This window comes from Haloarcula sp. HT12 (assembly GCF_055271655.1).
Genome location: NZ_JBUXKW010000003.1, coordinates 457915 through 470913, shown reverse-complemented (window position 1 = coordinate 470913; position 12999 = coordinate 457915). Strand labels below are relative to the sequence as shown.

Annotated in this window: 10 protein-coding genes; all 10 read left to right on the top strand. The window is 55.0% G+C overall.

Going from position 1 to position 12999, the window contains the following annotated elements:
- Position 1 precedes the first annotated feature (1 nt).
- The 10 genes from ACY9XZ_RS12015 to ACY9XZ_RS11970 all read left to right on the top strand — a co-directional run bounded on the left by ACY9XZ_RS12015 (position 2) and on the right by ACY9XZ_RS11970 (position 12667).
- Positions 2–226 carry a hypothetical protein gene (locus ACY9XZ_RS12015; RefSeq protein ID WP_463457264.1) on the top strand — a complete coding sequence of 75 codons (225 nt, stop codon included), beginning with the start codon at positions 2–4 and terminating at the stop codon, positions 224–226.
- Between the two features lie 163 nt (positions 227–389).
- Complete coding sequence (locus tag ACY9XZ_RS12010) at positions 390–533, top strand: hypothetical protein (RefSeq protein ID WP_463457263.1); 144 nt, start codon at positions 390–392, stop codon at positions 531–533.
- 152 nt (positions 534–685) lie between these two features.
- Entirely contained in the window at positions 686–3169 is a 2484-nt protein-coding gene (locus tag ACY9XZ_RS12005) for a DUF262 domain-containing protein (protein WP_463457262.1), read from the top strand.
- An 819-nt stretch (positions 3170–3988) separates the two neighbouring features.
- The gene (locus tag ACY9XZ_RS12000) at positions 3989–4294 is read left to right on the top strand and encodes a hypothetical protein (protein ID WP_463457261.1); all 306 of its coding nucleotides are present in this window, start codon (positions 3989–3991) and stop codon (positions 4292–4294) included.
- Between the two features lie 61 nt (positions 4295–4355).
- Complete coding sequence (locus ACY9XZ_RS11995) at positions 4356–7226, top strand: hypothetical protein (protein WP_463457260.1); 2871 nt, start codon at positions 4356–4358, stop codon at positions 7224–7226.
- Entirely contained in the window at positions 7226–9112 is a 1887-nt protein-coding gene (locus ACY9XZ_RS11990) for a 3'-5' exonuclease (RefSeq protein ID WP_463457259.1), read from the top strand. The genes ACY9XZ_RS11995 and ACY9XZ_RS11990 overlap by 1 nt, the downstream gene beginning before the upstream one ends.
- Positions 9113–9732: 620 nt before the next feature.
- Positions 9733–10764, top strand: a complete 1032-nt coding sequence (locus tag ACY9XZ_RS11985) for a hypothetical protein (protein WP_463457258.1) — start codon at positions 9733–9735, stop codon at positions 10762–10764.
- Complete coding sequence (locus tag ACY9XZ_RS11980) at positions 10761–11189, top strand: hypothetical protein (RefSeq protein WP_463457257.1); 429 nt, start codon at positions 10761–10763, stop codon at positions 11187–11189. Before ACY9XZ_RS11985 ends, ACY9XZ_RS11980 begins: the two co-directional genes overlap by 4 nt.
- 143 nt (positions 11190–11332) lie before the next feature.
- Complete coding sequence (locus ACY9XZ_RS11975) at positions 11333–11587, top strand: hypothetical protein (protein WP_463457256.1); 255 nt, start codon at positions 11333–11335, stop codon at positions 11585–11587.
- A 108-nt stretch (positions 11588–11695) separates the two neighbouring features.
- Complete coding sequence (locus tag ACY9XZ_RS11970; RefSeq protein ID WP_463457255.1) at positions 11696–12667, top strand: hypothetical protein; 972 nt, start codon at positions 11696–11698, stop codon at positions 12665–12667.
- The last annotated feature ends 332 nt before the right edge of the window (positions 12668–12999 follow it).

The window sequence follows — 12999 nt, the reverse complement described above, 5'->3', positions numbered from 1 at the left end:
TATGCCACGGTTCTCTGTGGGCGATCAAGTCAGGATCGACATCCCGGACAAGGACGATCCGGATTTCGACAGGCTGCATGGCCAGGAAGGGACTGTTGTGGAGGTTATCGAGGATGATGCTGGAGCTGAGACGGGGGATGAGCGCGATAGCGTTCTGTATCGGGTTTCGCTAGCCGGTGGGGAGGAGTCGGTTGATGTGCGGTGGCGGGATTTGCGTCCGTTGTAGGGTTGTCAGTGATGAAGTGAGGTGTGGTGTTTTCCAGTCGTGAAGTCTGGTGAGTCGGGTTTGAGGGTGTGACCTGTGAGTGTGATCTGTGAGTGTGACCCATCACATTCACATAATATAGTTGATAAGAGTTATATGGGCTGTCTCCCCGTGCAACTGTTGCATGAGGGTAATCGCGATCAACAACGGACGCACCGAAATCATCGACAATGTCGATTCCATCGGATCGGAAGGAGGTGGAGACCTCCGAATCGATAGCATGGGCGGTATCACGCCCGACATGCTGGTCGTCCTTCCGGACGAATAATTCCCGCACAGGCCTGCGGGGATCGGCTAGTACGCCACACAGCTGCCGAATCTCGTCGACGTTGACGAAGCTCTTCGTACTCTTTGTCGATATCGTCTGGCTATTTCGTCTCCCCAGCAATTATGTTATCCTCCTCCAATATGTGTGATATTGTGTCTGGTGACGAACCCTCCTTGTTTGACACGTTTTTCCAGTATGGTGAGGTACAGGATTTGGATCTTGATCGGATCATCACGGCGTCCGAGGTCATTGACCCGATTGCTGAGAAGGGATTCCAGATGGAGAAGCGAACCCTCAAGGAACTTCTCAGCAATCGAGAGTTCGACGTGCCTGAGTACCAGCGAATGTTCTCATGGGACGAAAAACATCATAAACAGTTGTGGCTTGATTTGGAGGAATTAATAACCGCCGATCATGACAGCTACAACCAGAAAGCATCCGATGTCTTCTTCGGGTCGGTGTATTTCGCCGTCGACAGAGGACGTGCTCAGCACGAAGTAATCGACGGACAACAGCGACTCACCTCAGTGCATCTCCTTTTGCGGGCAATTTTAGAAGAACTTCAAGATACGAAGATCTCTGGAAACAACCAAAACGATGATATCGAAACGCTCCGTTCTCGGGCAATCCAGCAAATCGAGTCACTTTTATACCACTTCGCCGGAGTCGAGATGGGGAATCAGCCTCGACTCTCGTTGAACAAACACGACGAGGCATTCTTCGACGCGATTATTCAGGGGGAGGAGGGTCAACTCCGATATCTCACCTCGGACGAACGAAACACTGACATTGATGGCCGGAAGGGGAGAGCAACCAGGATAGATACACTCATCGATCGATTCGGAATCGATGAGGAGGCTGTCGAAGAGTGGGGCGTCAGTGAAGACCGGCAGTCGAGCTATATTCCGGTCTACTCTTCGAACTGGAAGCTGCTGAAAGCGTTCGAGTTTCACAAACAACGGGTCAGTGAGTTCGTTGAAGACTCCGAGGATACCGATAGCAAAATTCTGGGGTTAGTCAACCTCAGTAACTATCTCCAGAATTCCTACCACGTTGGCGAGTTCGAAATCCACGAAGCTGACCCTGCATTCCGGATGCAAATTTTCAAGATTCTTAATGATAGAGGGCTTGAGCTCACCAAAATCGATAGAATTCGAGCGACGGTCGTCAACACGTTCTTCGAGGAGGACGAGGAGGTCAAAGAAGAGTATATCGGCAAGTGGGAGAACGTAGTCACACAGTTCGGTACGGACAGTGACGCCATCATCGAGTACCTCGCGGTCTTCCTAAGCATCGACGAAGAGGGAATCAACCAGATCGGGAATGCAGAGGATGAGTTGACCAACGCGTTCGCTACCCGGAATCTTGAAAGTAACATCGATCCCCGGTTCAAGACGGCCAAGCAAGCAATGCCGTTCCTTGATCGGATGGCCGCACTTGCTGACGATTACGATACCCTCACGAGTGATTCCTTGGAGCCAAAAGATCTCGATGGGCTCGCATCGCATCAGGAAGCCTCACACGAGATTCTACAGCGGCTGAACGACCAAAATATGGATCAGTGGCGTCCGCTGGTCTTGGAATTGTACGACCACGCATCTCAGGGCACCGACCGGGGAGAGCGATTCTACGAGACCCTTGAGCTCATTGAGACCCTCAATTTCCGTCGGCTCCTCGTGGGCGAAGACCCCAATATCTTCCAAGAGCTGTTCCTGGATGCGACACACACATTCCAAGAGGTACGTGACGGCAGAGGGGAGCGAGACCCGTACAAGGCAGCCCAGCAAACGATTCTGGATAGCACGCAGGCGGAAAGTACGGAGCTGTTCGGTGACCGCTTCCGCGACCTCATTACCGAGGGCCGGGATTGGAACCACGATACGGTCAAAGCGCTGTTCCATAAGATGGCCAACCAACAGTTCCGGGAAAATGGGACAATCGTCGACCGGCGGCTGAATATGGACGATGTACATCTTGAGCATGTTCTTCCGCAGGCGCCGGTGTACGATGCTGAAGACCCGATATGGCTACCGGTGTTCTTTAGACTAGATGGTGATACCGACAGCGATCACGAAATAGCTGAACGAGTCCAGACGTATCTGGATCTTGTTCAACAACCTGAGGACAAACTGAGCGAAGACCAGCGTCGTCAGCGCGACAGTATTGAAGAGTTCATCAAGCAGGGGTTCATCGACGACATCGGGAACTTCCTACTCCTCCGGGGCCGTGACAATATTTCCGCAAGCAACCAGCCCCTCTCTCGGAAGGTTGTTGAGTACTACCGGGAACGAGATGACTTCACCAGTATCGCTCCAAATGCATTCTTCACACCCGCCGGGCCGATTAATAGAGACTACCTTGACCAGCTGCTCACAGAGGCCATCACCGTCGAAGACGACACCGAAGAAATGGATGCTGTCAATACAGACCTTCGGTCGTACTTCGATGAGTTCTGGACGGTCGAGCGGATGAAACAGCGCCGAGTCGATCTTCTGCTGGAGGTCTTGAAGGTTCTCCAAATTCAACAACGACCTGATGAATTTGGACTCGACGACCGCTTGGAAGAAGTAACCGAAGAGATTCGACAGCGGACGGAAGAAGAATTCGAGAAGCGGCTTTCCATGCAATCGGTGTAATCCCCACGAGGTCAGAGCCACCTATTCTCCTGCTGCTGAATAGACTCTCTGTATTCAGCACGTCGTTACGATCTGTTGAGGATTTCCACAGTACCTCCTTTCAGACATTCTTCCCGACCAAATTTTTTGATGCCAAATTTACAGAATAGGCCTCATGCTGACCAGCAAGCTACTGCTGTGAAGATTTCACCGAACAGCTATTGTAGGTGCGCGCGAACCCCACACCCCCATCAGAGACCAGTGTCTGCTGCTGAATTTGAACGCGAAACCGACTAAGAAGCGAATATACAGTGACGGAAGGTTAGGTGATGGTTCTGTCAACCGGTGTCAACCCCCGGGTGACAGAAATAATCGCCAGACAGCAACCGGATAAATTGAGAATCCGGTGAATCTGTCAGGCGGTGTCAACCGGGGGGTTGACAACTCTAATGTGTCGAAAGCAGACGGCAGGGGTTTTCTTATCCCTGATTAGGATTTTCTGTCAACCGACCCTCCCCCACCCCCCACCGAGACCCTCCCTTACCGGGGAGAAGCGGTCGGTGGGGTGTCGATGAGGGGAGGGGGGTTCGCGGGCGCGAAAAAATAGGCAACCGGGCAGAAACTCACGCTACAGGCGTCCTACCTTCCGAGAAATCTGTCAACCGGGGGTTGACAATTCGGGCACCCCGCCTGACACGCCTGACAGAATTTTCAGATCCTAGCCGAGAGCGCCCCACGCGGACGGTAACGCCATTCACTCCCGGTTGACAGGGATATAGTTGGTTAGTTGGTTGTATTATCCACCAAGGTTAAATACTCGTAGGCAATACACAACCATATATGGCAACAAAACAACTCCCGACCGAACGCGTCCGCCGGTCGATCACACCTGTCGGCCAGGTATCGATCGGCACCGTCCAACGCGACGGCGAAAACGCCTACACGGTCAAACTCCGGACACCAAACGGTGTCACAGACACGGAGGAACGACCCGCGTCCGCCGGGAAAATCTCGATCCCGAAGCGCATGCGGCGTGACGAAGACGCCTACATGGTCGAGAGAACACCGACGGGAATCATCCTGACTCCCGTCGCAGACGACTACGAAACGCGGACACTCGTACTGGAACCAACTACCGAACGGTAACCAGTACAACTGCGGTCGGATAGCATACAACCAAATCCCAACAGGACACTCGCGAAGCACAATGACAGACAACAATTCCAACTCAGACGACGGTAACGCAAACGAACCAACAGACGAACAGAACACCCTGACAGAAGCAGACATTCAGGCGCACTACCAAGACGCGAAAGAGGCACTGACGCCGCTCGGCGAACTCAACGAGCACAGCAAAACCATTGCGAACGCTGACCGCGTGGACTGGTACCTCACCCGAGAGAACCCGTCGCCGACCACACAGGAAGCAATGGACGGGTTCACGAAGGAACGACGCGCGCAGCTGCTGGGCGATGACTACGAGCAAGTCATCGAAGATATCGACCGCACGCTGTACGCGATCACGTCCTACAACCACCCAGACGGCATCAACTGGGAGGCAGCACGCCCAGTTGACGACGGGTGGGAACACCTGTCCGGTGAGAACCCCACGCCGAAGATGAACTCCATGACGGCGCTGGCCGTCTGGGGCGACATCGACCTCGACGACGATTTGAAAACTCAGCGCGGAAACGACGGGCTCGACGAGGACACCCAGCAAACAGCTGAAGCCGCCTACCAGGCCTACATCGCTGAGTACGCGAAGCTGGTTGGTGGGACGGACGCCGTGTTCGCGCTCGACTCTGTGGGCGGGATGTACATTATGACGGCTCCGAGCGTCACGCAGCCAATCGCGCGGAAATTCAGCGACGAGAAAGAGAAGTGCGAGCTGATTTTCGACGAGCTGATCGACCGCTCCAACGAGTACCTCGAAGGCGCCGAAGAGCGTGTGAACGAGGAAATCGAGGGGGCGAGTGACGTTGTGAAGCCTGACTGGGTGAACAACGCGAACAGACCATACAAAGCACCGCTGTCCGTGCACGCCGACCACGATGCGGTCGTGACGCCGGTCGATGCTGACGACCTGTCGTTCCCGGCTAGCCCGGAAGCGTTCGCGGACGTCGACGAGAGTCTTCGCGAGTACACCAAGGCCTGGAGTCAGGCGTTCACGAGTGAACAGTTCGAGGACAGAATCAGTATTCTGGTTGAGAACCTCTGGCCAGAGTACAGCGCCGACCATGAGAACTGGCGGGCTGCGCTCGACGCCTGGGCGACCGACACACTCGAAGAACGTGCCGAACGCGAAGCAGCACGCCAGGAAGCGCGTGAACGCGTGCAGCAGCGGCAAGAAGAGTACGGTAGTGCGATTACCGGTGTCGGTGTGACGCCGGAGCAGCAAGCGGTGTACGACGCCGTTGATGCCGTGCCGATTGTCGAAATTGCCCAGAAGTACGCTGCTGACGAATGGGAGCCGACCGGTCGCGAGAACCACTTCGACCCATGCTGGCGAGAGAGTGACTCCGGCACGTCAGTGTTCGTTGATCCTGACGAGAACATCTTCGGAGACGTGGGCTCCGGGCAGGGTGGCGGCGGGCCGCTGAAGCTGATGGCGCTCGCTGAAGGTATCATCGACAGTCCCTCGGAGACCGTCTCTGGGAGCGACTACTGGGATGCCGTTGCTGCGCTGCGCGAAGCCGGGTACAACATCCCTGTTCACGTCCCTGAAGCCGGCGATGAATACGAGAAGACTCCTCGGTGGGCGCTTGTCGATGCTGCGCAGGCGCTGGACGTGATCCCGCCGGAAATGTTCATTATCCGGGATGGTACTGACGGGGACGCGTACTTCGACTTCGGGTCAGCGTGGGGTATCGAACGCACGCTCGAGGAACTCGATGATCTGGGTATTGACCACGGCTGGACGGACGACGATATCCCGGATTCCGCGGACGACGATATCGGGATGGACGAACGGTACCTCGGTACTGCTGTCGGTGATTTCGTGAAGCAAATCCAGGGGCACATGGCCGACGACATCACGATGGACTACCCTGTGTACGACATCAACGACGACCACGAGATGCACTTGATTCCGCTGTCCGGGTCGGACTTCCGGATGGCCATCGTCGCTACCGAAGCGAACCCATCAACGGAGCGCGGGGAAATCATCGCATCGGAAGTGCTCGAGCACAAGCCGAATACGATTGAAATGCGGAACGACCTGGATTCCACGCACAAGCGCAAGTCGCGTGCGAAGAACCTCCATGAGGAAACAGGGATTGACAAAGACCAGCTGCTGGACGTGCTGTCCACGGTCGCGTCAGACCTGATGGAAGAGGAGACTCAGGAGAAGATGCGCTCGGCGATGCATCGCTGGATTAACGAGCAGGTCGAGGAGGTGCAGTTCTACCCGGCGGAGAACGGGGATTCGGTTTACAAGGTGTCGATGAAGCCTGACCCGCGTCGCCCTAGCCGAGGTGGCGTGACGTTCAAGCTGAACCCGGAGATGTTGGTGAACGACAGTCCGGCGGGGTTCAAGGCGAAGTACACGACGATGTACGGTGCCGAGATCAAGGATCTCGATGGGGCGTCGTGGTCGATTATTTCCTCTGAGTGGATTGCCACGGAGAACGACGCCGAACCCGAACCGGACAACAACGAAGATGCGTTCGTCGATGCGCTGCTCGACCGTGTCGACAACGAGGTGAAGGTGTTCGCGAACAACGATGCTGGCCGGAAGGCTGTCGAAGATAACGTGTCGAAGCCTCGCGGTGTCTACATCGAGGACTTCGAGGGCGAAGACGGTCAGGAGCGCGACGTGGTGTTTGTGCCTGGTGCGTGGGTTGAGGAATTCAAGCGCGACCAGGACTTCGAAGGCAGCGCCCAGCGCATCCTTCGTGAACGGGACGTGCTCGCTGGCCCGTCGGTGAGAACGAAGACTGGTGACGGCTGGGAGAGTCGTCCGTCGATGTGGCCGGTCGATGCGTCGAAAACGAAGTGGACTGCTGCGTCTGCTGTCGATAACACGGACGATACGGACACGCCTGGTGTCGATGCTGACGGGAATGGAGGTGACCGGTAATGTCCGGTCGTGTCCCGCTCGCCCCTGTCAACGCTGAGAGTGACCCGTACGTGACGCTGGTCGATGGTGTTGCGGGTGCCGGGAAGACGAAGGACATGCTGGAGGTTCTCGAGAAAGAGTTGAACCGAGGACTTGACCCGCACCGGTGGCGGTTCGTGCTGTTCGGTCGAGACGCCGCGGCGAGCGTCGCACACCGAGTGAAGGACGATGGAGAGCAGCCAATCCCAGCGGCTGCCGAAGTGGTTGAGCAAGCTGCTGACTCGGATACGGACGTGGATCGTCCGTTCCGGACGTTCAATTCACTCGCGCTCGCCGCAGCCAAGGACGCCGGAGCGATCCCGACCGAGGCACAAATCATCGTTCACAACGACGCCTGTACGTGCGGTGCGGACACGGCGTCAGCGTGCGAGTGCGGCGACACGCAAAACGGGTTTGCTGACGAGTATTGGTATCAGGATTTCTTCCAGACGCACTGTCCTGGCGTGTCATATTCTGCTAAGGAACGAGACCCGCTTCAGGTTGCTGCTGACCAAGACATGACCGAACCGCCACGAGGGAACAAGCTGATGGCGATCTACCAGTACTGCCAGAGTCAGGGATGGACGATCGACGACGTTGTCGGGGATGAGTGCGGGTATAAGTATCACACGTCTGATGAAGTGCCGGTGGAGGTCAGTATGCACCCGAGTGACGTTGTTGAGGTGCTGAAGAAGTGGGATGAGTACAAGCAACAGCACGGACTCACCGAGCACAACGACTACATGGTCGCTGCGGCGAATGAAGGCGCTCCGATGGAAGCAGCAGACGTGCTGTTCATCGACGAGTTCCAGGACTTGAGCCCGTTGATGTACTACCTCTACCAGACGTGGGTGGAATCCGTTGATCGTGTCTATCTGGCCGGTGACGGCGACCAGGCCATCATGGGATTCAGAGGTAGCACAGACAAGTATATCAATTCAACGCGAGTCGATGAGTACGTCTCCATCAATCAGTCCTACCGGTGCGGTCAGAAAATCCTCGATCTGGCCGGTACCGTTCTCGGAGCAGAGTCGGATTCGAAGATGACGCAGCATCCGCAGTCGCGTTCTGGTGACGGTGTGGTGCGAGACGAGTGGCTTCAGCAAGGCAGCTCGGCTGCGTTTGCTGACTTGGTGACTCAGCAGGTGAACGAGCATGGGGAAGTGATGGTGCTGTCTCGTACTGTGAATGGGGTAGGGTATATGGCGAACGCCCTTCGTGAGGAGGGAATTCCGTATTCAGGGATTCACGAGGACGGCACGCGGTTGTTCCGATGGAATGATCCGATGGGGCAGATGCTGGATGTGGTGCGTATGTTCCAGCATAGAGAGCGGGTGCCAGTCGAGATTGTGGCGACGGCGCTTCGTCAGTTGCCTGATGAGAAACTTACTGGTGCTGGGCGTCGGTTGGCGTCTGCGGTACCTGGAGAGGCAGAGTCTGTGCATGGAGCTGCGGAGGTGTCGTTCTCGACACTTCTGGACGCTGTAATGGTGCGTAGTGCGTCTGAGATGATGGACGCATACGATGTGAAAGGCTGGGAGCAGGAATTGCTTCACGACGCTGTCAGTGCTGATACGCGTGTGCGTCCGAGTGACGTTCGTATCGGGACGATTCATGCGTCGAAAGGTATGGACGCAGAGTCCGTCATCGTTGATTGCAAGTACACCTACCGACTTCGAGATGAGTTCCGGCGGGATGAGGATACGCGAGCTGAGGAACAGCGATTGTACTACGTCGCGATCACGCGGGCGAAGGAGAAACTCATCGCACTACACGGTTTCCGTGGAGGGATTGAGTGCCCCTTATTGGCCGATGGTGCTAACGGTGCGATCGACGCTTCTAGCGCAGGAAGGCTCATAGCGGATTGACCAACTTCCAACGGCACGTATGTTTTAAGCCCGTATCAACTACGACTATACGGGCCACCGGGGTCACCCGCTTCATGCGGGGCTTCGTGTGTGTCCTGTTGGGATTCGACCGAGGGTTGTCCTACCCTTGGTTATTCACCTTCGACGCTCACGGGTCACCCCTCTCTGGGTGATCCCATTTCGCGTTCAAATCTGCCAACACCTGTTCGAATAGGGACTTATATAAGCAAGTACTTTGGTTGCGTGGGGGTTCGTCGTCAAAGAGTCCTGAGTGGGATCATCATTTCACCTACAGGCACGGTTTTCGTTGTTCTGGCGAGGGGTTCATCGGGGAATGTTTGGCTGACTATTTGCCTCAGGGTTGTCCAATAAACAAATCAGAATTTTTATATGCGTGTCTGCATGGTCGATGGAATCCGTGTTTCTACGCTACTATTTGCGGAGGCTGTAACAGATCGAGAATTAGGTTTGACTGGGGTCAGAGTATAGCTGTAACGCGTTGCATAGCTGTAACAGAACTCCCGTTCCGAGCCCGTACCGAAACCTGTCAGAATTTAGTTCAAACCGTTGGTTGTATAGCTGTGACAACACTTAATTACGTAGGGATTCTTATTGCATATATGTCGGGGCAGCCAACAACTGATTCCCCACAACAACCGTACAGCACCGGCCACTCACGCCACAAAGCACTCTTCGAGAGGTGTCCAGAAGCAAAACGTGGTGTCGAGCGCCGCGAACAACGAGTGTCGAAAGAAGCCAAGGTCAACTACCTTCGGAAGAAATACCTCGAAGAATCTTCGCTCCGAGAGCGCGACCTCCAGTTCGTTGCCGCGCTCGGTCGCCTTGAAATCGACGGGAAAGTTTTCTTCGAAGACCCCGAAACCGGTGAGCGGATCACCCGAGACCACTACATCACTGAGGGACACAGATGGCTCGTCGACTTCTTCGATCCAAATATCGAACTTCTCGAAAATATCGAGTTAATCGGGGCACCTCATATCAACGGTAAACCACGTGAGCGTATCATTAGGCGCCGGTACTGGAACCTGACGCCGAGTGGTCGAGACCTCGTTGACCGAACCTTCAGCGGCGAGAACATTGGGGATACTGGTGAAAATGTTGTTCATCGTATCGGAATACACCTTGTTCACTGGTGGTGCGAGGCGAAGTGGGATTGGACACACCATATGGATTTTGAGAAGTATCCCACAATAGAGGGAGCGGAAATGGACTACGTAGTGTGGAATAAGGGAGGATATCAGAATGTTCAGGGGGATGATGTAGACAAGCACCCACTGCATCTTTGGGAGGTCGAGACCGGGTTTTCGGATTGGGGAGACTTGGAGGGTGACGTACACAAGATGGCCTATCTGCGAGGGACAGGATGGTGGGTATTTCCGAACCGAGAAGTGCTCGTTGAGGTGCTTACTCAGCTAACGATGCGTGGGTATACCGGGCTTGATGAGGTGCCGGAGACGCTTGCGATGCGGAACCACCGAGACACCTACAACAAGCGTCTTGCAGATGCTGAGCGTGAGATGACGGAACTCAATCATCCACCAGTAGAGAAAGTATTGACGTTTGAACACCTGGTTGATGACCTGAAAGACTGGAGGCCAGAGCTTTTCTACGGGCCGAAGGACTCTCGGTGATTGTTGTGGTGATGCTGATTCCGGAGCTGAAAAGAGAATTGAGGCAGGTGGAGTCAGGGAAACCGAAGCTGGTGAAGACGGCGGAGAAACTCGCTGTCATCGATAGAGTTGATCTGCGAGAGCAGGATGTTCGAGAGCTTCACGGTGGGGATGGACGGGTCGTGATGTCGATCTCGGAAGATGCTGAATTCCGGAAGGTCTGGGAGAATATTGTGGATGTGATGGAGGTGTTTGCGCCTGTAGAGACGCGAGAAGAAACTGATGACGATGGCGAAGTGCAATTTACGGCGGTTGCAAGCGGTTGTCGTGGAGATTTGAAAGCTGAGTATCGTGCTGACGGTAGTCTGCGAGTAAAGGCGCTGTGGGCCGAGAGCGTGACGTCGTCGATGGCCATGCGCGTCGTTGATGAGACGTATTCGCTGTAGATCTGTTTGTAGTGTCGAAGAGATCTTCTGGTAGATCGGCACCGGCGAGCGCTAGCCGGGGGTTCAGCAGTTGGTTTCACTTCCAACGTGAGGATGTCTTGTTTATAGCCAGTGATGGCATAGCCATATGGGTAAGACTGGTGATGACCAGCACGACATCAGATTCACGCCGGACAGAACTCGGGAGGTACATTCTTGAGGAGGTTGATCGTCGAGAGACGATTGCAGGGGATCTACTGTATGCACGTGTTAAGGCTGAGTTCGGTGATGTGGGCGGACGAGAATATTCTGCTGTGATGGATGAGTTGAGAGAACTGAGGATGGTAGAGACGTTTGATGCCGGTTACGATGACCGACATCGAATTACACGCGAAGGTGTACGTCGGTTGGCGGAGTAGTTGATTAACGACAACAACTATTATATGTGTTGCAAAACTCGTTGGGAGTAAGCAACTCCCGGAACAGCAAAGACACCAGTCATAGCCCGGGTGTTGGCTTTACAAAACATGTCGAACAACTCGCTATCAGCTTCACCAGAAAACAACAACATCGCTGAATGGGAGTGCCCGTACTGCGAGCAAACACGACGAACTCTCCAAGAGCTTCGCGATCACATCACCGAGTCGGCGGAAGGAGAACACCGAGGGATAGATGGGCTGAAGCCAACGCGAGACTTGGTGGCTTACGGCCCTGATGGCCAGGAGGTCGAACGAGTCGAAGGAGTTTCGACGGAGCCGGCTGACCCGATCGACCAGTATGATAAGCGCGTACTGATTATCAACTGCTGGCTGGCCGGCGAGCGCGACCCAGATCGCAAGGCTGTGGAGGAAATCAGTGGTGCCAGCCAGCAGTACGTTTCGAGAGTCATCAGCGAGTTAGAGTCGGGAGAGATTCCGCGAGAGACGTGGGTTGAGGCAATCGATTATGGATTAGTTGAGGCGTTGGAAGAGCGTTTAGAGGACTACGAGCAACAAGATACCACTATGAACGCAGAACTACAGACCACAGAAGACATCTTAGATGAGACTCCGAAGAAGCAGCAGATTATTGCGGCACATGACGTTGCTGGGGATGGCGCGTCGAAGAAGTCGGTTGCTGAAGCCTTAGACGCCAGTTATGAATATGTGCGGCAGATTTTCAACGATATCGAGAAGCGATCTCCCGAGGAGTGGGAGAAGCTCCGTGAAGGAGATTTGGACGAGGATATCCCGACGAATGTCAAGGAGGCTGTGGCAGAGCGCCTGCGGCGTGCCGGTGTCGAGACCGTCGATAGCGGCCTGGATGAGCTGAGGGAGGAAGCAGTTTCGGAGGAGATGATCCCGGAAGGGCAGGCTGTTCCTGTCGAAGAGATCGTGCGTGTTCGGGAGCGTATCGAGTTGCTTCGGGAGCAAGCAGAGTTCACGAACGACGATGAAGCCCTATTTGTGGCAGAAAAGGGTCTCAGTTGGCTGGACGAGTTAATCGAACAGGCTGAGTAACCCCCGTCGTTGTTTCAGGTGGTTTGGTAACGCTTCTGGTCAGAGGTTTTATTACGGGTGGTTGTTTTAGTTGGTACTGAAGCAACCAACAGATGGTTGCAGAACAGCCACCAGACACAACGATGACTGATGCTATCTCCATCTCTCGCGGTCTCCCCGGGGGTATCGACCTATGAGTACTGGCGCGTCCTCCTCTCCAATTCCTGAGGACAGTACCGACAGCAACGACAACGAAGGTCTCAATCTCGATTCTGACCGAGAACCAGCTACTGTCTCGCGCACGCCTGATGGCCAGCTCGCGGGGGTCGCGGTCTACCTCTCAGCTGACGACC

Excerpts from the sequence above, each read along its gene's own strand:
- ACY9XZ_RS12010 (WP_463457263.1), top strand. The coding sequence starts at position 390 with ATGAGGGTAATCGCGATCAACAACGGACGCACCGAAATCATCGACAAT.
- ACY9XZ_RS11995 (WP_463457260.1), top strand. The coding sequence starts at position 4,356 with ATGACAGACAACAATTCCAACTCAGACGACGGTAACGCAAACGAACCA.
- ACY9XZ_RS12000 (WP_463457261.1), top strand. The coding sequence starts at position 3,989 with ATGGCAACAAAACAACTCCCGACCGAACGCGTCCGCCGGTCGATCACA.
- ACY9XZ_RS11985 (WP_463457258.1), top strand. The coding sequence starts at position 9,733 with ATGTCGGGGCAGCCAACAACTGATTCCCCACAACAACCGTACAGCACC.
- ACY9XZ_RS11990 (WP_463457259.1), top strand. The coding sequence starts at position 7,226 with ATGTCCGGTCGTGTCCCGCTCGCCCCTGTCAACGCTGAGAGTGACCCG.
- ACY9XZ_RS11970 (WP_463457255.1), top strand. The coding sequence starts at position 11,696 with ATGTCGAACAACTCGCTATCAGCTTCACCAGAAAACAACAACATCGCT.
- ACY9XZ_RS11975 (WP_463457256.1), top strand. The coding sequence starts at position 11,333 with ATGACCAGCACGACATCAGATTCACGCCGGACAGAACTCGGGAGGTAC.
- ACY9XZ_RS12015 (WP_463457264.1), top strand. The coding sequence starts at position 2 with ATGCCACGGTTCTCTGTGGGCGATCAAGTCAGGATCGACATCCCGGAC.